Genomic DNA, 20,719 nt, shown 5'->3' on the forward strand with positions numbered 1-20,719 from the left:
CCTCAGTGGCCTGGAGAACCTACGTTTAAGTTATCGGCGCTTGCTCAATTTGCTTTAGGAGAATTCTCTTCAGTGTTTCCTAAGCAGTTGGCTAACTTCGCCCCCACTGCGCTTAAATGTGCAGTGACCCAAACTGGTTATTCTTTATTTCGGCCCGGCTTCGATTTGCTTTAGAGGCCACTCATACCTTTCATCGGTAGCCTGTTTGATGTTTACCTGATTACATTCCTACCCTTGAGTAGAAAGCTTTTAATACAAATCATAAAAACAAAAAAGGCGAGCCTAAGCTCGCCTCTTTTGTTATTTGAACTTATAACTTATCGAACAAGCTCAACTGGCTGACACGCGCAAAGGAAGCTTGAGCCGCCTCAAGCATCGTCTGCTGAAGAATAAGCTTGGATGACGCCTCAGCCATATCTGTGTCACGAAGATCAGATTGAGTAGCCTTGTTTGTCATGTTCAAACTTTCATTTTCAACTGCAAGCGTATCTATTGTATTCAACCGTGCACCAATCGAAGCTTGAGTCGAAGCGACATTAGCCATGGCGCTGTCGATATTCTTAACAGCCAGATTCAGCGACTCGTTCAGCTTGAATTGAGCGCTCTCATTGCCCATTACAGGGGTTCTTAACGCCTTGGACAAATTAGAAAGTGTGTCCAATATACCCTGCGTTGTCTGAGACTTAGGCGATACGCTGAGCTGATCGCCGGCCTGAGGAGTCCCACCCACCTGCAGCTGTACACCCGCATACGTCAATGACGATCCGCTGAGTACTCCTTGAGCCATTGGCTTACTGCTCTCGCTTACTGGCTGAGCATACACCTGATACTCTGTAGCACTTGTAAACTTGACTGAAATACCAGAAGCAGGGAACTGCGTGGTATAGGCATTAGAGTTAACGATCTGGCCGCCACTTAGCTGAGCATTAGACGCATTCTGACCGGACACGGAAAACTTGTCCGAGGCGGTTGTAAGCTCAAACTGATGCCCTGCCAACTGTGTGTCCAGACTCACATTGGGATCTTTTGACAGCCCTGTAATACCCAGCGAGAAATCTACGCCTCGGAACGAGATATTGTTTGTGGATTTAGCTGGATCGATTGTGCCTGTCGCCAAAGCCTGACTCGGATCGGCTTTGCTGAAAACTTTGTATTCTTTACTGCTGGTCAGCTCTACTACATAGGGCGCACCATCCTGGAAATAATTACTAAAGCTTTGGCTGTTGCCAACCACACCCTGCCCCATTGTTGCCTTTTGGCCACCAGCTGGCGCAGCTGTCAACTGTGTTTGAGTACGTGCATTATTGGCTACGTTTTCGAACACACTCCAACCACTATCATTGGAAGACAAGCGCATTGAACTGGAAACCTGCAGGTCGAGTGACCCTTGGTCGCCTGCATAGCCATAACTTCCGTCCGGGTTCTGAGTGAACGGTATTTCACTGCTTTTTGCACCACCGAACAAATACTGACCGTTGGCGTCACGGCTATTCATCGCAGAAAGAAGCTGCTGCTGAATTTGATCCAGCTCCGCGGCAACTGAATCACGATCGATATCCGAATACGAGCCATTACCAGCTGACAATGCCAGTTCACGTGCGCGCTGAAGCATATTGGTCATAGACGTTAATACGCTTTCTTCCTGCAACAGGTTGTTCTTAGCCGTATCCAGGTTGCCCTTGTACTGTCCCAATTGAGCCTGCTGCTGCTCCAGCTGAAGCAAACGTGCAGCACCGACAGGGTCATCCGCGGGCGTATGTATACGTACACCGCTGGAGATATCCTGTTGGGTTTTGACAATGCTCGAATAGCCTTTCTGATATCCGGCGATATTCGAAGCAAACATTTGTGAAGTAGAGATGCGCATGAATAAAGCCTCTATCGTACTGCGTTGATCAGCGTATCGAACGTACTGCGGGCGATAGAGATCACCTGCGCAGACGCGTTGTAATACTGTTGAAATTTCACCAAGTTAGCGGCCTCTTCATCCAGATTTACTCCAGAGACTGAGTCGCGACTATTTTTAGCTTGGGTTAGCACTGCCGTGGTTGCTTTGGTATCCAGCTCAGCTTGATTGGTAACCGCTCCTACCCGCTCGATTAGAGAGCTATAGGCACCAGTAATGCTGGTCCCTACACTACCGCCAGTGACGCCAATGGAGTTTTTAGTTTGCAAACCCAGCAGTTGTTGAGCGTTGCGGTTGTCCGATGCGCCACCTTTATTAAAGGAGACGGTCAGACTATCGTCCTGGGACGGAGAGCCGCTTACGGTCATTTCAAAAGAAAATGTCTTGGCCGTACCGTCTGTATTTAGTACTGCGTTCCCAGCGTCATCAACTACTGGAACATTAATCGAAACCTTGTTGTTGTTTCCCGGCACGATAGTGCCTGTACCAACGGTCTCGCCCTTAGTATTAAATACAGAATAACTTTGCGACCCATTTGCCGCAGCCCCAAACACCATCTTGACTGGTGTACCGTTCTTGATACCCGCCTGCATCTGCGCATTAGCCGTAGCATCATTTACATCCAGCCGAGTCGTCAAAGCCGGCTGCGTCACACTGCCTGAGCCCTTGTTACCAGTAGTAAGCGTAGCCGATAGGGGCGCTGCAAATGCGATCTGGGTGGCGTCCTTAAGCTGAGCGGAAATATCCGCGGCGCCTGTACGCGTCGGCATGACAGTGAATTTGTCCCCCCTCACTGCCGTACCGCTAGCCAGATTGAGCGTAAAGCCATCAATAACCGGCGCTGGCGAAGCGTCCAGGCTGTAGGAGCCCATGGACTGATTATCGTCAAGACGACGCACGGAATACCGGTTACCTTCCAGCATAGTGACCTCATAGTCACTGGTGGTCAGCTTGCTGGTATCCTTTATCTGGACGTTCAAACTTGCGTTCTTGTCGCTATTACCCACCTGGGCCAGGCTACGATGAGATACGTTGGTAGCACTGTTAAGATCCGCAAACATCGGTGAGCCGAAATTGCCATTCAGGCTCAGCCCCTGCCCTAATTGACTGTTGACCTGCTCAGTAAGGACCATAGCCATGCGTCCCAACTCATTACGAGCAGGATCGAGCACGTTGTCTCGGTAGTTGAGCAGTCCGCCCATCTCTCCGCCATTCACAACGGAAGAAACATCCTGCGTCGTGTTGGCCTTGGTCAGGGTAACAGCATAGCGCGACGGGTCCATTTGGCTAGGACCAGCAGCCAAGGTGGATACGGAGTTACCTACTACCAGCGGCTGGCCAGAGCCAATATACAGGTTATAGTTACCATCCTGATTAACAACTGTGACGCCCACCATCTCGGAAAGCTGGCGCACAGCTTCATCACGTGCATCTAACAGATCGTTGGGCGATGCGCCACTGCCTGAGGCCTCAGCAATAGCCTGGTTGTACTGCGCCACGCTGCCAGCCAGTTTGTTGGCCTGACTTGCCATACTGGCCAGCTGTTCATTAACGTAATTATTTTGGTCAACCAACTGGTTGGTTATCGAATTAAAACGCTCGCTTAAGCCCTGAGCCTGCGTCAGTAAAAGCTGGCGAGACGCATTATCCGTTGGGCTGGCTGCCGCCGTCTGCAGAGCTGCAAAGAAGGACTGCATGACTTTGCTAACGCCGGTAGTACCGTCTGACAGCAAGGAGTCAACCTGCTTCACCTGGTTATAAAATGCCTGGGAAGCACTGTTGAGCGCCGTAGTCGTCCGTACCTGAGTGCCCAGGTAGTCGTTATAGATGCGACGGACATCGGCAATCGTAGTGCCATTGCCAATATAGGACGTTCCTTCCAGGCGCGGCGCAATCGCCTTTTGTACCGTTTGCTGACGGGTATAGCCTGCGGTGTCCGCATTAGTAATGTTGTGGCCTGTCGTGCTCAGAGCACTCTGGCTGGCTGACAGCCCCGAAAGTCCGATTGAAATGAGGTTCGACATGATCAGGCCTTATGAACGAATCGTAGTTGAGCTAGTTGAGGCAATGTTCTGGTATGTACCAATGCCTTGAGCAATTTGCGTTATCTTGCGTGCATAGTTCGGGTCAGTGGCATAGCCGGCTTGCTGAAGTCCTTTCATGAATTTCTCTGAGTCGCCTCCGCTGTTAAGCGCCTTCTGATACCGATCGTTGTTTTGCAAAAAGCTTACATAGTCATGAAAGCTGTCTGCGTACGAGTCATACGTACGGAACTTGGCGACCTCTTTTACAGGCTGGCCATTCACAAATTCTGTTGTTAGCGCACGTGCTGAACCACCTTTCCAGCCATGAGCCTTGATACCAAACAGGTTGTGGCTGCTAGAGCCATCCTGTTGCTGGATAACAGACTTACCCCATCCCGTTTCCAGTGCCGCCTGGGCAACCAGATAACGTGGGTCGACGCCAATGCGCTCTGCGGCTTCTTTTGCCATCGGCAGCATCGTATTGACAAAGTCTTCACGACTACTGAACGATGACTTACTGGCGAGAGGCGGCTGGGCGTAGCGACGCTCGCTAACGTCTTGCGCTTTATGGGTACTCACCTGTCTATCGGCTGTTACGGCAAAAGCTTGAGACGGTTTCCAATCGCTCCTGGACAATGCGGTCTTGGATGAGTCACTTAATTGACTTGCAATGGTTGGCTGCTGACCTACGTTCGGCTGCTGGGTATCCGGTACGATACCCGCCATTACGCGGTCAACGAACCTGCCTGGCAATGCAAGGCGGCGCTGATTGAGCAGCTTGGAATCATCACGCGCCGGATCTACGGAAGCCAGTTTTGTAGACGCCTTTAACCCATCCTGCTTGGCAACCACATCACCTGCTGGTGAATTAGCCTGCCCAACCTGAGCAAAAGGATTGGGGCGATGGCTAGTCTTTGCCGTCTTGGAAAGTTGACGCTCCAGTACAGAGGACAGGCCAAGACCACCCCCCTCCCGAGACAGCGACACAGCCATTTGCTGATCGTACATGCTCTGGTACTGCTTGGTAGTCTCGCTCTGGAACGGGCTGTCCTTATCAGCCAACACTTCGTTGGCCGAGCGCATGGACTTCATCATCTGGTTCAGGAAAAGTGACTCGAACTCTTGAGCCACTTTCTTGATGTTTTCCTCGCTGTCCCGATTCTTGCCCTTCATCTGGGCAAGGCGGTTCAGGTCGGTAAAGGCGCCGGAATCGACGTTACTGCTGTAGGTTCCGCCCAAACGAGAGTCCATGATACTGCTCCGTTAAATCACGATCAGATCGGCTTGCAAGGCGCCGGCCTGTTTGAGTGCTTCTAAGATCGCCATCAGGTCACTGGGTGCTGCACCCACTTGGTTGACGGCGCGTACTATTTCATCGAGTGTTGTTCCAGGACCAAACTTGAACATCGGCTTGGCTTCCTGCTTGGCTTTAACCGTCGAGTTCGGCACCACCGCGGTCTGACCGTCGGACAGCGGATTAGGCTGGCTGACAATCGGATCTTCGCTGATGGTGACGGTCAGGCTGCCGTGCGTAACCGCTGCCGGCGAAACCTTGACGTTCTGCCCCACTACAATCGTGCCGGTACGTGAGTTGATAATGACCTTGGCTACCGCCTCGCCTGGATTTACTTCCAGGTTCTCCAGCACGGAGATGTAATCAACGCGCTGACCAGGATCGAGCGGAGCCGTGACACGTACCGAACCACCGTCCAATGCTGTTGCAACACCCGGGCCAAGCAACTCATTAACCTTGTCGACAATGTGCTTAGCGGTCGTGAAGTCCGAGCGATTGAGGTTTAGCGTGAGTGAATTACCCTGATCGAAACCGCTCGGTACAGGCCGCTCTACGGTTGCACCACCCGGAATACGGCCAGCTGACGGAACGTTGACAGTAATTCGTGACCCGTCTTTACCTTCAGCGTCAAAACCACCTACAACAAGGTTGCCTTGGGCAACGGCATATACGTTGCCGTCGATCCCTTTAAGCGGTGCCATCAACAGGCTACCGCCACGCAAGCTTTTAGCATTACCAATCGACGAAATAGTGACATCGATCGTTTGACCTGGCTTGGCGAAGGCTGGCAGGTCTGCATGAATAGAAACCGCTGCAACGTTTTTGAGCTGCACGTTTCCACCGCTGGGAACCTTGATCCCAAACTGCGCCATCATGTTATTGAAGGTTTGGACCGTAAACGGTGTCTGAGTCGTCTGGTCACCTGAACCATTCAGCCCCACGACCAAACCATAACCAATCAATTGGTTAGACCTCACCCCTTGAATCGAGGCGATGTCCTTGAGGCGTTCTGCCTGGGCTGCTGTTGCCGACAGCACCAGAGCGAAAGCAACGCATAAATGTTTCAACATGGTTTCACGCCTCAGAACGGAAATAGCGGGCTGGTGAAGAACCGGCTTAACCAGCCCGGCTGGCTGGCATCTGCAAATGCACCGGTACCAGAGTACGTAATGCGGGCATCCGCTACGCGAGTCGAAGACACAGTGTTATTGGTGCTGATATCGTCAGCCCGGATCAAACCTGATATACGCATCAGCTCGTTGCCGGTATTAAGAGTCAGCCACTTCTCTCCGCGGATGGACAAAACACCATTGGGCATGACATCTGCCACAGTTACCGTCAGCGAGCCCGTCAGGCTATTGCCCTGAGCGGCCTTGGCGTCGCCAGAGGACTCACGAGAACCCTCGAATTGAGCACCAAGGTTTAGGTTGCCGCCAGACAGCGGGTTACCGATTTGAGCCTTGGTACCAAATAATGATCCAACACCCAGATTGGCTGAGCTGTCTTTCGAAATATCTGAACTCGCGTTCTTGCTCGCCTGCGTCCGTTCTTCCAGCGTGATAGTAATAATGTCGCCGACGCGGAAAGCCTTGCGGTCGGTATACAGGTTCTGGTCGAACCCCGGCTGGTAAATAGACCCACTGTTCTGCGCAGCCGGCATGGGCGTACGCGGCAGCACAGGCGCATAATATGGATCGTTGGGCTTGGCAGCTGGTGCTACACAACCCACTAACAACGTAGCGCCTAGTACAGGAACAAGAGCAAGAAGGCGGTTCATACAACAACGACCTCGCAAGGTAAAAGCGATTACAGGTTCTGGGTCAGGAAGCCAAGCATCTGGTCGGCAGTCGAGATAACCTTGGAGTTCATCTCGTAGGCACGCTGCGTGGTGATCATGTTCACCAACTCCTCAACCGTGCTGACGTTCGAATTTTCCAATGTGCTCTGCATGACCGTGCCTAAACCATTCAAGCCAGGCGTACCGTTCTGGGGAGCACCACTCGCGGCGGTTTCCATAAACAGGTTGTTGCCTACAGCTTGCAAACCCGCTGGGTTAATGAAGTCCGCGGTTTGAAGATTGCCGATTACCTGCGGTGCTGCACTATCGGTACCTGTTACAGAAACCGTACCGTCCTCACCAACGGTAAAGGTTTTCGTTCCGGCGGGAACGACAATCGCAGGCTCAAGCGGGAAACCGTTTGCCGTAACAACCTGGCCATCCGCATTTAGGTGGAATGTTCCATCACGGGTATAGGAAACGGAGCCATCCGGCATCAGAACCTGGAAGAAACCACGACCATTGATAGCCATGTCGAGCGGCTGATCTGTTGTCTGAAGGCTACCTTCAGTAAAGTTCTTTTGTGTTCCAACAATACGGACACCCGTACCTACCTGGAGACCAGAAGGGAGCTGGCTGTCCTGAGTGGACTGAGCACCTGGCTGACGATGTACCTGGTACAGCAGATCCTGAAACTCAGCGCGGTCACGCTTGAAGCCTGTTGTCGAAACGTTGGCCAAGTTGTTGGAGATGGTGCTCAGGTTGGTGTCTTGGGCAGACAGGCCTGTTTTACTAACCCACAGTGCAGACATCATAATAGTATTCTCCTCAAGCGCCGGCTTTACGGCGTTTCATGCAAGTCAGTATTAAGATTGCAAAACCTTTGCCATAGCGGTTGAATTGTCTTCAGCAGTGCGCATCATTTTGATGTGCAACTCGAACTGGCGAGCCAAGGCAAGAACGGACGTCATTTCTTCAGCAGCATTAACGTTGCTGCTTTCTACGAAACCTGAAACAACACGGACACCAGCATCTGCAGCGGCGGGCTGTTGGTTTTTGGTATGAATTAAACCGTCAGTCCCCTTCTCCATTTGCTTGACGTCAGGATTAACCAATTTGATTCGGTCAACCTCAGCTAGCACGCGAGGACTCTCACCCAGCGCCTGGATACTGATCGTACCGTCTTGTCCAATTGCGATTTTGGCCTGAGGAGGAACAGCAATCGGACCGCCATTTCCTATAACAGGAAAGCCCGAGCTGGTACGGAGCTGACCTAGGGCATCAATTTGCAGGCTTGCGGTGCGCACATACGCTTCACTCCCATCGGGTGCTTGTACGGCAATCATGCCGTTGCCCTCGATAGCCACGTCCAAATCACGCCCCGTTTCCTGAAGCGCTGCAGGCGTAAAGTCAGTGCCTGGACGCTCACTCATGGCATAAACACGTGAGGGATGAGTATCACCAAACACCTGCATTGAACGCGCTTGTTCAAAGTCCTTACGGAACCCTGAAGTGGATACGTTCGCCAAGTTGTTGGCGTGGGCGCGTTGTGCCATTTCGTTCTGGCTGGCACCGCTCATGGCGACATAAAGCAACTTGTCCATAGAATCCTCTAGCGACGGTTTTTTGCAGTGAACTGCTTTCGTACAGGTTCTATAGCAAGCCGTGTGCCAGGTGCTTTATTCAAACATAATTCATTGACACAAAAGAAAAAGGCCTCTTTCGAGGCCTTTTGCGGAACGTCGGAATATTGTTGCCGACAGCGGCAATCTGCTTCCGCTATTAACGAATCTGGATAATCGTCTGGGAAATGGCGTTTTCAGTTTCGATTGTTTTGGCATTGGCCTGATAGTTACGCTGCGCAACGATCAAGTCAACCAACTGAGCCGTCAGATCCACATTAGAGTCTTCCAGAGAACCAGACTCGATTGTTCCGATTACACCGGAACCTGGAGTACCACGTACAGGCTCGCCAGAAGCTACAGTCTGAATCCAGTTAGTGCCACCTACCGGGCGCAGACCCTGCATATTGGCAAAAGTAGCCAACACAGTCTGGCCGATGTTTTTGGATTGACCATTAGTATAGTTAGCGAACAGCGTGCCGGAGTTGTCTACAGACAAGCCTGACAGTTGCCCCGTTGTATAGCCATCCTGCGTTACTTTGGTTACGGCAGAGCTACTATTGGTTTGAGTAACCTTAGTGATATCCAGGGTCACACCGGCACCATTAGCAGCGGCACCATTTGGGCCCCATACAACAGGATCAGCTTTGCTGTCTTTAACAGCCGCAGGAACCCAGTTGTTCATCGTTAACACATTGTTTGCGTCAACTTGGAAATCAGTTGAGGCAATCGAGCTCATACGGCCTGCAGCGTCGAAATTCACATTCGCCGAATAGGGTGTAGTCGATGTTGGGTCCGCAGGATTGCGGCCATCTACAGTCACGTGCATGGTCCACTGATTCGTATCGTTCTTCACGAAATACTGCATCATGTTGTGCTCGTTACCCTGGGTATCGAACACACTGACGGAAGTGGACCAGTTGTAGCTGGAAGCCAAGTTAGGATCAAACGTGGTGGACGTCGGAACAGTGGAGCTTGAGTTCAGTGTCAATGTCTGTGCTACAGCAGTAGTAGCTTTTGGCAACTGGTTAGTGGTATCAACCACAAGATCAGTCATTGCGCCAGGAACAATGTTGCCATCGATATCTGCACGGTAGCCCTGAAGGCGGTTACCCGAATTATCGACAATGAAGCCTTCTTTATCAGTACTAAACGTACCGTTACGGGTATAGGTTTCCGCCCCGTTGTTGCTCATGATAAAGAAGCCATTGCCATTGATGGCCATATCCAAGCTATTCCCGGTCTTGCTGATTGTTCCCTGGCTGAACTGCTGGGAAACATTGGCCGTTAATACACCACTCCCAGTTGTGTTGTTACCTACACCAAACATGGAGGTTGCATATATATCGGCAAATTCAGCACGAGATGCTTTGAAACCTGTGCTACCTACGTTAGCAATGTTATTGCCAGTAACGTTCAGGTGAGTGCTTGCCGCTTTCAGACCGCTCAGACCAACATTGAATGACATAATACGTTCCTCTGCCGGACTGCCGGCTTACTGTCCAATCATCTGAACTTGCGACAGCGTCACGCTGCCCAGCCCAGCAAGGTTAAGTTGCATCTCACCGCCATCTTGTCCCAGCGTTACACTGTTAACCGTGGCCGGTAGATAAGTTGTTAGCGCCTGCTTAGTCTCATCAATTGCAGCAGTTGCTTTGAAGCTATAAACACCCGCATTCAACTTGTTGCCCTTATCATCTGTACCATCCCAAATGAAGTCGGACTTGCCAGCCTGAGCGGATCCTAGATCGATGGTTTTAACCAGCGAGCCTGCGGTGTCGTAAACACTTACACTTACATTAGTGCCTGCAGCTGGCATGATCAGCGTGCCGTTAAAGCTCTTCGAAGTATCCACCATGGAGGAGCCTGTTTGAGCAATCACTGAACGCCCTACGAGCGAGGATGCCTGCAACGCTTGAGAAGACTGATAATTGCTCGCTATGCCATTTACCGACGTATTCAGGTTTTGCAGACTTTCAACACTACTAAACTGTGCAAGCTGAGCCACGAACTCGCTGTTATCCTGAGGACTGAGCGGGTTCTGGTTATTAAGCTGCGTTACCAGCAACTGAAGGAAGTCGTCCTTGCCCAGGCTGCCTTTCTTGTCGGTAGACGTGGCAGAATCTGCTGACGACGTGCTTGTAAGACTCGTCAACGCTGATGCTGCAACGCCTGTGTTATTGGTGTTCGTATTGATGGTGGACATATGTGATCTCCGCTTACTGACCTAACGTCAACACTTTCTGCATCATCTGCTTGGCAGTGTTCATGATGTCAGCATTGGTCTGAAAGGCACGGCTTGCCGAAATCATGTCAGCCATTTCCTCAACAACATTCACGTTCGGGTAGTACACATAGCCGTCTTTATCAGCAGCTGGATGATTGGGCTCGTAACGGGCCTCAAGATTGCTTTGATCTTCCACAATGCCCAGTACCTGCACACCGGTACCAGCCTCACCCTGCTCATCGAATAAGGAAGTGCTACCGCCGTTCTGCGCCTGGTTGAGCATGGTGGCAAATACAGGGTGACGGGCACGGTACGTCTCATTCACACTCGACGAAACGGTCTCGGCGTTGGCGATGTTACTGGCAATGGTATTCAGGCGCGTCGTTTGTGCGCTCATACCTGTACCAGCAATATTGAATACATTACTCAGGGACATGGTTACTCTCCACGAAGGGCAGACATGAGCCCTTTGAATTTGTTGTTAAGCAATGTGAAGCTGGCCTGAAACTGCACAGAGTTTTCCGCATAGTTAGCCTGCTCTATTTGCTCATCTACAGTGTTCTGGTCCAGCGAAGGCTGAGTGGGAATGCGATAGCGCATCGCAGCATCCGCTGACAGATCACCGAAACCTTCAGCCTCAATATGACGAACGTTAGTCGTACCGAGATTGAACTTGCTATGCGACGACTTGTTGGCTTGCTCTGCCAGGACAGCTGAGAAGTCCAGATCGCGCGCCTTATATCCAGGCGTGTCGGCGTTAGCAATATTGTTGCCCAGCACTTCGGCGCGTTGAGAACGGAAATTCAACGCCTGCTGATGGATACCCAATGCTTTATCGAAACTGATACTCATGGTCATGAACCTATTGCCAGAAGGGCTATCTCCCTTTAGCAATGCACATGCCAACTATTAAAAACCTTACATATCAATAAGTTACGAAATAGCAGCGCACTGGAGCGCCAAAAGCGGCAACGTTTTTCCGCGTCTGGCAGGGTCAAGCGGCAATGGGGACGGCAAATCTTTGACAGGAAGGACAAGAAGGCAAAAAAGAAAAGGCCCGACATGTCGGGCCTTTGGCTTATTTCGCTTTGTAGATAATGCCAGGGTTACATTGCACCATCTGATAGAGTTCAGGCAGGCCATTTAAGGCCTCTGATGCTCCTAGGAAAAGGTAGCCTCCCGGTTTAAGCGTGCCATGAATTCGCGTCAAAATATCTTTCTTCACATCAGCCGAGAAATAAATCAGCACGTTGCGGCAAAAGACCATATCGAACTTGCCCAGGCTGGCATAACTGTCCAGCAGGTTCAGCGCTCTAAACTCAACACGACTTTTAATAGGCGGCTTTACAGACCAACGATTCGGCGGAACAACGTCAAAATTACGCTGCAGTCTTTCCTGAGACAGGCCACGCCCAATCGCCAGAGAGTCATACTCACCGGATTTGGCTGCTGTCAAAATCGCGCCGGATAGATCTGTTGCCACGATTTGCACGCCGCTACGTAACTGGCCTGGGCTACTACGCTCAAACTCATCCACTGTCATCGACAATGAATAGGGCTCCTGACCCGACGAACAGGCCGCTGACCAGATACGGAGCCTCTGTCCAGGGCTGGCCTTGGTCAATTCTGGCAATAGGCGATTCTTCAACACCTCGAATGGATAAGTATCACGAAACCATAGGGTCTCGTTAGTCGTCATCGCATCGACAACTTTCTCCTTCAAGCCACTGCGCGGCTGGCTCTGAATACGCTGAACCAGTTCACCCAATGTCTTGATACCCTCGGTTTCCATCAGCTTATTGAGACGGCTCGAGACAAGATACTGTTTGTTATCACCAAGCAGGATTCCACACGCCTTTTCGAGAAAGACACGGAACTGCACAAAATCTGCATTAACTGCTGACACTTCCGTTCTGCTCCTGAATCAGAAAAGAAGAGCGTTAATCATCTCAGCCTTCATCGGCTGCTTTGATTCGCTCAATTACCCGAGAGGCAAGATCATCGGGGCGGAATTTAGCAAGGAAATCGTTAGCTCCTACTTTCTTAACCATAGCTTGGTTGAACACACCTGAAAGTGAGGTATGAAGAAGAATGTGGAGATTGCTCATTCGTGAGTCATTACGAATTTCAGCGGTGAGCGTATAGCCGTCCATCTCGGGCATTTCAATGTCAGAGATCAACATTAATAGTTCCCGCTCCGGCTTTTCACCGTTATCAACCATATCTTTAAGGAAATTGAGCGCCTGGCGTCCATCATTGAGTGCTGTTACTTCCACGCCAATTGTTCCCAAACACCGGCTTACCTGCTTACGCGCAACTGAAGAGTCATCAACAATCAAAACGTGCTTGGTTATAGCCTTAGCCTGGGTGACTACATCTATTACACCTTCAGAAATGGTTTCAACCGAGGGCGCAACTTCCGACAGAATTTTCTCTACATCGATGATTTCGACCAGCTGATTATCGACACGCGTCACCGCTGTCAGATAATGGTCACGGCCTGTCCCCTTTGGGGGAGGCTGAATCATATCCCAGTTCATATTGATGATTCGCTCAACGGAACGCACCAAAAAGCCCTGAACTTTAGTGTTGTACTCGGTAATAATGACAAAGCTGTTGGTCAGGTCTTGCAGACCACGCCCACCCGTAGCCAGCGCCAGATCCATGATTGGAAATGTGCCTCCACGAATACTTGCAACACCGCGTACAACAGCGCTGGACTTTGGCATCACGGTAAGTTTAGGGCATTGCAACACTTCCCTTACCTTGAAGACGTTGATTCCGTAAAGCTGCGGACCGTCCAAGCGGAACAGCAGCAGCTCCAGCCGATTTTGCCCGACCAACTGAGTACGCTGGTTGACTGCATCTAATACGCCAGCCATTTGTGAACTCCTGAAAAGGCCGGCCCATCGGATGACAGAAAACGGCACACGGATTGCTTAAGTAGATTCATGAACCGCCGAAGACAGTTTCTCGACGCATGAACAGACGCCGTATCTCATTACTGATAACTTTTGTAGGGCTCTGCTCTGCAAACCAGACCTATGCAGCTGCCGAGCTAACCCTGCCTGAAGAACTTATCGGCGCAGCTCAGGGATTTCTTGAGGAGCGTGTTCAGGAATATTTGATCGAAAGTCATACAGAGGGTCGGCACGAGATTCAGGTAAAAGACCTGGATCCGCGCTTAAGACTGGCTAGCTGTGATAAGCCCTTGACAGTCGCACAACAGGGACTTGAAGCGCCGCTGGGCCGTATTTCTGTACGTGTCCGGTGCGAAGGGAGCACCCCCTGGACAGTTTACATACCCGCTGAGGTACGTCTGCATCGCAACGTCGTGGTCACTACTCGTCCACTGCTGCGCGATACGATTATAGACTCGCAAAATGTGGCATTGCTGGAGCGTGACGTTGGAAAATTGCCTCAAGGTTATCTAACAGATATCGATTTAGTAATGGGGCAGAAACTCAAGCGACAGGTAGTGGCTGACCAGATATTAGCGCCCTCTTTTCTTCAGGCAGCTGAAGTTGTACGCAAGGGCGATCAGGTCGTTATCAGTACAGGTTCAGGAGGCTTTACTGTACGGATGCAGGGAGAAGCTTTGGTTGACGGAGCCCAAGGAGAGCAGATTCGAGTCAAGAACCTGAACTCCAAGCGCGTCATTAAAGCACGTGTGACGGGTCCGGGAATGGTCGAGGTCGCCATGTAAACCAAAGAGCCACCATAGCCTCTAACAGATGGTTTATACTGGCCCATTAGCTTTTTGCCAAACGGAGCACAAAATTTAGCCTAAAGTTTTTTTGGGCTAAGCCGAAAAGCTGGGCATGCGACCGAAACTGTCCGAGGTTATCCATCATGGTTATTGATTTCAACAGAACGAACAGCACTTCCAGCACCGCCAGCACTAGCCGGACTACTGGACCTGCAGCAACCAATGCAACTAATAAAGCAAGTGAAGTTGCTAAGACAGCTGCAGTATCTCCAACCCAACCGGCAGGTGAGAACGTAAAGCTGAGTGATGAAGCCCAAACGCTTCAGAAGGCTGTCGAAAAGATTCGCCAAGAACCTGTAGTTGATAGCGAGCGCGTTAATCGCCTGAAGCAAGCCATTGCCGATGGCAGCTATAAAGTCGATAGCCAACGTGTAGCTTCCAAACTGCTTGATTTTGAATCCCAGCGCTAAGCGACGCAGCGTTGGAAATATGACGCACGAGTGTAGATCGTATGCACAACGCCAGCTTGCTTGAGTTAACCCTTAGCGACCTGAACATCGCTACGAGGTTGCTGGAACTGATCGAGTTAGAACATGATGCCTTGGTAAATCGCAAGTTCGATTTGCTCGGCCTGCTGCTGGATGAAAAGCAGCCACTCCTGGTTCAACTGGATCAGCATAACCATTTGCGTTCTGCACAATTGCAGCGCTTGGGGTTACCGCTAAGTCGTGAAGGCCTGTTAGCTTATGCCGAGCGCTTCGAGCAAGACGATCAATTGATCGAGGCGGCAGACCAGCTTACGACTATTATTGAGCACTGCAAGGAAACCAATAATCGGAATGGCCAGATTATCAAGGCCAACCAGTATACGGTGGCAAGCATGCTCGAAATTCTGCAAGGGCCTCCGGTGCCTAGTCTGTACAACAGACGTGGCCATTTGCCTCGCTCGAATTACCAACGCCCGTTAAGTCAGGTATGAATTGTTGAAACAATGGCTGGGATTTCATAAATCCAGCCATTCTTTATTTATTTGTCACGAAATGGAGACAGGGCGTGTCCAACGCATTTAACGATGTGCAGGGTCCTCAGCCACCCAAGCTACTCAAGACACCTATTGAGATAGCTGCATACCTAAAACCGTTGGTGGAAAGCCGCAGTCCACTCCGCGTCACCTTCTTGGAGCGCAACAGGCAGTTCCAAAGCTTTCTGATTGATATCAATACGGAGCAAGGGCTTATCGCCTTAGACGAACTCGTTCCACTTGAAGGAGAGCGACTACTGCTGCAGGGCGAGCGTTTTCGTATCGACAGCAGTCATGAGGGTGTACAAATCATATGGGAGTACGATACTCCTGGAAGCCCGAGCGAGCTGAACGACAGCCGCTGTTACTTGTTCCCACTTCCAAAGGAAGTGAGCTATCACCAGCGTCGCAATGCATTCCGAGTTCGGCTGCAGCTGAATCGTCAGCCAACAGCTGAGCTTTCAGACCTTCCCAGTAAAAAATACCTGAAGGGTCAGCTTCTGGATATTTCTGCGACCGGCTGCAAGATTCGCATTGCCAAGAATGCGACCTCTATGGTATCGCCCGGTGAATTGCTGGAAAAATTCTCTGTTGGTCTACCGGGAAGCGCCATTTCGTCAACAGTCGAAGTTCGCCACGTTTCCTATAACGAAAAGCTCGACTGCACTGAAGTAGGTCTCCGTTTCTATCGCATGTCAGGCCTTGTTCAACGCCAAGTAGAACGCTTCGTTTACCAGCTACAACGAGAAACGCGTCGAATCGACTAACGCTTTAACTCACCTTCAGTTGCAGGATCCGCCTCTTGTGCGGCTTCAGCAGCTGAGGTTGCCGAGGCCTCTTCAGCTTTACTCTCCTCCGGCGTCATTGTTACATCTGCATTTTGCATCTGATCATGAACCACCTGCTCATCCACTCGCGGGTCCAGTGCTGCGACCAAGGGTGAACTGGCGAGACTATCAGGCATCGGTACATGCTGAAGGGGCGCCTCGTCAACACGATACAAACCTTTTACATCCTGCGGCCTGATACGCCATACCAGAATCAATCCGCAGACGCCAATGGATGCATACAACATGTTGGCGCCAAACCAATTCATCAAAGCACCTACCAGTAGTGGCCCTATACAGGCGCCTACCCCAAAGGTAGCCAGAAGCATCGCTGTAAGCGACACCCGCCTCTCCCCCTCCACATGGTCATTGGAAAGCGCAACGGCCAGAGGGTAGAGCACAAATAACAGCATGCTAACTGCGAATCCAAGCGCTAAAAGCAACAGCAGAGGAACTTTAGGCAATAACGCCAACGGTAAAGCCGTTATGACCAGGACAAGCGCAACCTTGTTAATTAGCCAGCTACGATCGTGACGGTCGGAAAGCCAGCCAATAGGCCATTGAGCCAGTAGTCCTGCAAAAATACAGACCCCCATGAATAAACCTACTCGCTCGGTTGGCAGTCCTTGGGCTGAGGCGTAAACAGGCGCAAGGCCATAAAACGAACCGATAGCAAGGCCACTCACCACAGTTGTCGTTAGCGCCTGCGGGATTCGCTTGAAGAAAAACCCAGGGTCAAGGGGCGCTGGACTCATAGGTGCAGGGTGAATTTTCGCAGTAACGGCCACTGGCACAAGGCACAGCGCAAAACACAGGGCAACCAGCATAAGCTTTTCGGTTCCCAGCTCAGGCCATGCCATCAAGACACCCTGCCCCAGCACCAGACCGAAGTAAGAAGCTGTCATGTAGCCAGAAAACACCTTGCCTCGCTGGTTTGGCTCGGCCTGCTCATTCAACCAGCTTTCCAGCACCATGTACTGACACATCATCCCCATGCCTACCAGCATACGCAGCAGCAGCCACACAGGTAGAAAAGGCAGTATGCCTGTTCCCAGAACCGCTGCAGTCACAATGCCTGCGCAAGCAACGTAAGCACGTATATGCCCTACACGAGCAATGAGTCGGTGCCCGACCTTGCCTCCCAATACCAGACCCAAGTATTGAGCGCCCGTCAGTGCACCAATCCAGCCGCCTGGAACTTGCTCAGATGAAAGCCTTAGCGCCATATACGTACTGAGCAGGCCAGACCCAATCAGCATAAGCAGTGTGGCAACATAGAGCGCTCGGAAGGCAGATAACGTACGACCCATTACAGCTCCTTACGAAGGCAAAACAATACGCCTCGAAGATGAATTCTTATTCGTTAGAGGCCAAGGCTTATTGCCTTGACTTTGACGTACCCCTTCGATGGGTGGCAAGCGCGAGAGTTCGGCTAATGCGGGGTTGTATTTTATGGCTAAAGCAAACACGGCAGCCTGAGCCGCCGTGTTTATCTTGACTTAAGGGTTATATTGCCCTGTGCAGGCTTTGAACAAAACCTGAAGCACGGAGAGATTACCTCTCACGCTGCTGATTTTGGTAGGCACTTCCCCTTTAGGGTAGCGGCGAATGGTTGGTAGCTCTATACATCGATAGCCCAGCTTAGGGGCACGATAGGAAAGATAAGCCAACAATTCATAGGTCATGAACACATCGCGAAAGGGTGCCACCCGCGGGTCTAGCAACATTTTACGGCTATAGGCCCGAAAACCCTGGGTAGTGTCTGTCCAGTGAAACCCCGATGCCATACTGAGCATAGGCGCATGAATAAAGCGAATAGCGAAATCACGGGACTTCGGGGTGTTTTCAGCAACTCCACCCTGTAGAAAGCGCGAGGCCTGCACGAAATCCGCCCCCTCTTCCAACGCGGTAATAAACCGTGGAATGGCCTCAGGGTCATCCTTGTCGTTCCCATCAATTGTTACAATGCCTTCGTAGCCTTGCTCTAACGCAAAAGCATAAGCACAGCGCAGCTGTGCGCTTAGCTTGCCGGGCCCCTTTTTCAGAAGAAGCCCCCTAACGCCTTTGGACTTGAGCCGTTCCAATTCCAGCGAGCCATCAGTGCTACCGCCATCGATAATGATCACATCTGACGCCTGATCAACGTTCAGATCTTTCATTCGAGTCAGCAAACTGACGATTCGGCTTCCTTCATTGATAACAGGAATAATGATGCATGTGGCGTGCTGCTTGCCTAACCACATCGTCTTTTCATACGCCGGAACTTGCCAGGACGTGCGTATATGTTCGGAGATATCTGCTGTCATAGTCATTTCTACGTTATGAGCTTACACGGGCCGTAATCAACGCAACGCCGGCGATTACCATGATGATCCCGGTAATGGTCGTCCATGGGAAAGGTTCTTTGAATATTGCGGCCGACATGATTGCTACGGTTGCAATCGCACCAGCAGTCAAAACGGGATGCGCCACATTGAGGGGCAGTCGCGCAAGCGCGGCGGCATACAGCAGAAATGCCAGCCCATACAGAAACAGACCAAGCCAAAACGGCCAGTTGCTCAGGGCCCCCATAGGATCCGAAAGGCTGGGAAACTTTCTTGGGGGCATCATGGCCATTTTCACAAGGACACTGGCAGATGCGTTAGATAGGATGCCTAGAATGAGGATCATCCACTTCATACGGTTACCTCTGCCTGTACGCCGTCGCGATAGACGCGTGTAGCCAATCCCAGTGCTCGCTCTATAGAAGCCATATTGGGTTCTTCCTTGGCAGACAGCATTTCAATCGTCACAACGTGGTTAGGCAGGTGTTTCATTAAAGCCTGAGCGACCTGCTCATGCTTAGAGCCCCCATCGCCCAGCGTAATCAAATTGGGCTCGCTGGCATGTACATGACCAATGAAAGAGGCAAAGCGCGTGACAACTTCCTCTGGACTCTCATCATTGATCGCCAGAGCACCGGTATCCAATTGCATCCGGATAGAGTCGTGGTCAACCGCCTCTACTACTCGGGCAGTCTCCACACTGTTAATCATGAAGTTGGCCCCATAACAGGTCGGATTTGGCTCCAGGCAGATCAAAACACCATGACGAGCAGCAACATCACCCAAACGACGGAAGAATGGAACAGCGATGCTATCGACCAGATTATCAGCAATTGCCGAACGATCGCGATTTTTGGGGGAACCAAACACTAAACGTGTAGAGCCCAGACCCGCCGCAATACGGCAGACAGCGTCTAAGTGATCCAGCATGGCCTGCTGCGACTCGGCAGAACCAAAAACGTTTAATCCAGTGGTTCCAAACAATAAAGACTGCATACCCGTCAGCGAAATACCGCGCGAGTTCCACCATTGTTTAACCGCTTGGATCTCTGCATAGGTAGCAGCTTTAGGCTGAGGAAAATATTTACCTGGAGCTATATCGATAGCATCTACCCCATAACGAGAAAGCAGCTGAGCGACCTCCTCATCACTTGAAATGTCCCAGGCAATATTGGAAATAGCGACTCGCATCAGTGAGCCTCCGAGTCAGTCTTCGCTTTCAACGGCTCGGACTGCGCGTATGCTCTTACTGCTTGAAGTGTTTCGCGCTTGCTATATTGATAACCAACTCGGCCACCAAACTCTTCGGCATAAAGAGATTGGAAGTCATACGAGGCAGGAGAATTGCCTAACTCGTTGGTGAATTCAAACCCAAAGCCCTGCTGTGCAATATCAGCGACGCTAACAGGTTCTGATGTGAAATGAACGAGTTTGAGGTTTGCCTTCAGCGCCGTCTGGATGTCGTACCAGAGATTTACCATTGGATAAAACTGGAACACTCCGCGGCTATCGATAACAGAGAGATTATTGTCATTCAAGAAGTCGAAAATGACATTCTTGCGCAACCCTGGGCCAACTAGGCCGGGTAACCGGACGATCAGATAATTAGGAAAATAGCTTTCAACAAACTTCTCAAGACGTCGGCGATTAAGACCGTAAGCATGCAGGCCCTCCTCGACAACAGGCGTCTCCTCATTTACGCCAACCGGTGAGCCAAACACATCAACTGTACTAATGAGAACGAACGTCTCGCACTTAACTTGTTTAAGATGCTCGATTAGACCATCGATCTTTTCTCGATCAGCATCAGGATCTTTATTGGCAATCCACTTCTGCGCAGGCGCGCCTGCGCATACAAGCGTGCGATAAGGCTTCTCGCCTACTTCAGAGATATTGGTCGAGCGAAACTGGCCCTCAAAGTCTTTTTGCTTAAGCAATGTCGAACCGACAAAGCCGCTATATCCTATAAGTGCGTCTGGCAAACTCAT

22 protein-coding genes are annotated in these 20,719 nt (G+C 51.0%); 4 read left to right on the forward strand and 18 right to left on the reverse strand.

The features are described from left to right. Window positions 1–310: 310 nt before the first annotated feature. From IEX86_RS20595 to IEX86_RS20655, 13 genes are all read right to left on the reverse strand, one after another. Window positions 311–1,867 carry a flagellar hook-associated protein 3 gene (locus IEX86_RS20595; protein WP_188868030.1) on the reverse strand — a complete coding sequence of 519 codons (1,557 nt, stop codon included), beginning with the start codon at window positions 1,865–1,867 and terminating at the stop codon, window positions 311–313. Window positions 1,868–1,878: 11 nt separating this feature from the next. Further along, window positions 1,879–3,930 (reverse strand): flagellar hook-associated protein FlgK, encoded by a 2,052-nt coding sequence (flgK, locus tag IEX86_RS20600; protein ID WP_188868031.1) that lies wholly within the window; start codon window positions 3,928–3,930, stop codon window positions 1,879–1,881. A gap of 9 nt (window positions 3,931–3,939) precedes the next feature. Continuing rightward, the gene (gene flgJ, locus IEX86_RS20605) at window positions 3,940–5,181 is read right to left on the reverse strand and encodes a flagellar assembly peptidoglycan hydrolase FlgJ (RefSeq protein ID WP_188868032.1); all 1,242 of its coding nucleotides are present in this window, start codon (window positions 5,179–5,181) and stop codon (window positions 3,940–3,942) included. 12 nt (window positions 5,182–5,193) lie between these two features. After that, window positions 5,194–6,294 (reverse strand): flagellar basal body P-ring protein FlgI, encoded by a 1,101-nt coding sequence (locus IEX86_RS20610; RefSeq protein WP_188868033.1) that lies wholly within the window; start codon window positions 6,292–6,294, stop codon window positions 5,194–5,196. Window positions 6,295–6,305: 11 nt separating this feature from the next. Further along, window positions 6,306–7,001 (reverse strand): flagellar basal body L-ring protein FlgH, encoded by a 696-nt coding sequence (gene flgH, locus IEX86_RS20615; RefSeq protein ID WP_188868034.1) that lies wholly within the window; start codon window positions 6,999–7,001, stop codon window positions 6,306–6,308. Between the two features lie 29 nt (window positions 7,002–7,030). Next, complete coding sequence (flgG, locus tag IEX86_RS20620) at window positions 7,031–7,816, reverse strand: flagellar basal-body rod protein FlgG (RefSeq protein WP_188868035.1); 786 nt, start codon at window positions 7,814–7,816, stop codon at window positions 7,031–7,033. Window positions 7,817–7,867: 51 nt separating this feature from the next. Next, the gene (gene flgF / locus IEX86_RS20625) at window positions 7,868–8,605 is read right to left on the reverse strand and encodes a flagellar basal-body rod protein FlgF (RefSeq protein ID WP_188868036.1); all 738 of its coding nucleotides are present in this window, start codon (window positions 8,603–8,605) and stop codon (window positions 7,868–7,870) included. 178 nt (window positions 8,606–8,783) lie between these two features. After that, window positions 8,784–10,091: a flagellar hook protein FlgE gene (gene flgE, locus IEX86_RS20630; protein ID WP_188868037.1), complete on the reverse strand. Its 1,308-nt coding sequence runs from the start codon at window positions 10,089–10,091 to the stop codon at window positions 8,784–8,786. Between the two features lie 27 nt (window positions 10,092–10,118). Then, a complete protein-coding gene (locus IEX86_RS20635; protein WP_188868038.1) occupies window positions 10,119–10,829 on the reverse strand; it encodes a flagellar hook assembly protein FlgD in 711 nt (236 codons plus the stop codon). A gap of 13 nt (window positions 10,830–10,842) precedes the next feature. Further along, window positions 10,843–11,286, reverse strand: a complete 444-nt coding sequence (gene flgC / locus IEX86_RS20640; RefSeq protein WP_188868039.1) for a flagellar basal body rod protein FlgC — start codon at window positions 11,284–11,286, stop codon at window positions 10,843–10,845. A gap of 2 nt (window positions 11,287–11,288) precedes the next feature. Beyond that, the gene (flgB, locus tag IEX86_RS20645; protein ID WP_188868040.1) at window positions 11,289–11,702 is read right to left on the reverse strand and encodes a flagellar basal body rod protein FlgB; all 414 of its coding nucleotides are present in this window, start codon (window positions 11,700–11,702) and stop codon (window positions 11,289–11,291) included. 226 nt (window positions 11,703–11,928) lie between these two features. Further along, window positions 11,929–12,756 carry a protein-glutamate O-methyltransferase CheR gene (gene cheR / locus IEX86_RS20650; RefSeq protein ID WP_188868041.1) on the reverse strand — a complete coding sequence of 276 codons (828 nt, stop codon included), beginning with the start codon at window positions 12,754–12,756 and terminating at the stop codon, window positions 11,929–11,931. 43 nt (window positions 12,757–12,799) lie between these two features. Further along, entirely contained in the window at window positions 12,800–13,732 is a 933-nt protein-coding gene (locus IEX86_RS20655) for a chemotaxis protein CheV (RefSeq protein ID WP_188868042.1), read from the reverse strand. A 98-nt stretch (window positions 13,733–13,830) separates the two neighbouring features. On the opposite strand from IEX86_RS20655, the gene flgA reads away from it, so the two are divergent. From flgA to IEX86_RS20675, 4 genes are all read left to right on the forward strand, one after another. After that, complete coding sequence (gene flgA / locus IEX86_RS20660; RefSeq protein WP_188868043.1) at window positions 13,831–14,556, forward strand: flagellar basal body P-ring formation chaperone FlgA; 726 nt, start codon at window positions 13,831–13,833, stop codon at window positions 14,554–14,556. Between the two features lie 146 nt (window positions 14,557–14,702). Continuing rightward, window positions 14,703–15,029 (forward strand): flagellar biosynthesis anti-sigma factor FlgM, encoded by a 327-nt coding sequence (gene flgM, locus IEX86_RS20665; protein WP_188868044.1) that lies wholly within the window; start codon window positions 14,703–14,705, stop codon window positions 15,027–15,029. A 41-nt stretch (window positions 15,030–15,070) separates the two neighbouring features. Continuing rightward, the gene (locus tag IEX86_RS20670; protein WP_188868045.1) at window positions 15,071–15,538 is read left to right on the forward strand and encodes a flagella synthesis protein FlgN; all 468 of its coding nucleotides are present in this window, start codon (window positions 15,071–15,073) and stop codon (window positions 15,536–15,538) included. A 74-nt stretch (window positions 15,539–15,612) separates the two neighbouring features. Next, complete coding sequence (locus IEX86_RS20675; protein ID WP_188868046.1) at window positions 15,613–16,347, forward strand: flagellar brake protein; 735 nt, start codon at window positions 15,613–15,615, stop codon at window positions 16,345–16,347. On the opposite strand, the gene IEX86_RS20680 is transcribed toward IEX86_RS20675, so the two are convergent. From IEX86_RS20680 to IEX86_RS20700, 5 genes are all read right to left on the reverse strand, one after another. After that, window positions 16,344–17,717 (reverse strand): MFS transporter, encoded by a 1,374-nt coding sequence (locus IEX86_RS20680; protein ID WP_188868047.1) that lies wholly within the window; start codon window positions 17,715–17,717, stop codon window positions 16,344–16,346. The genes IEX86_RS20675 and IEX86_RS20680 overlap by 4 nt on opposite strands. Window positions 17,718–17,906: 189 nt before the next feature. After that, window positions 17,907–18,713, reverse strand: coding sequence for a glycosyltransferase family 2 protein (locus tag IEX86_RS20685; RefSeq protein WP_188868048.1), 807 nt, complete (start codon window positions 18,711–18,713; stop codon window positions 17,907–17,909). A 13-nt stretch (window positions 18,714–18,726) separates the two neighbouring features. After that, window positions 18,727–19,086 carry an EamA family transporter gene (locus IEX86_RS20690; protein ID WP_010797866.1) on the reverse strand — a complete coding sequence of 120 codons (360 nt, stop codon included), beginning with the start codon at window positions 19,084–19,086 and terminating at the stop codon, window positions 18,727–18,729. After that, complete coding sequence (locus tag IEX86_RS20695; RefSeq protein WP_188868049.1) at window positions 19,083–19,922, reverse strand: sugar phosphate isomerase/epimerase family protein; 840 nt, start codon at window positions 19,920–19,922, stop codon at window positions 19,083–19,085. Before IEX86_RS20695 ends, IEX86_RS20690 begins: the two co-directional genes overlap by 4 nt. After that, window positions 19,922–20,719, reverse strand: coding sequence for an NAD-dependent epimerase/dehydratase family protein (locus IEX86_RS20700; RefSeq protein ID WP_188868050.1), 798 nt, complete (start codon window positions 20,717–20,719; stop codon window positions 19,922–19,924). The genes IEX86_RS20695 and IEX86_RS20700 overlap by 1 nt, the downstream gene beginning before the upstream one ends.

The sequence above is a fragment of the Pseudomonas asuensis genome (assembly GCF_014646755.1).
In the GTDB taxonomy this organism is placed as follows: domain Bacteria; phylum Pseudomonadota; class Gammaproteobacteria; order Pseudomonadales; family Pseudomonadaceae; genus Chryseomonas; species Chryseomonas asuensis.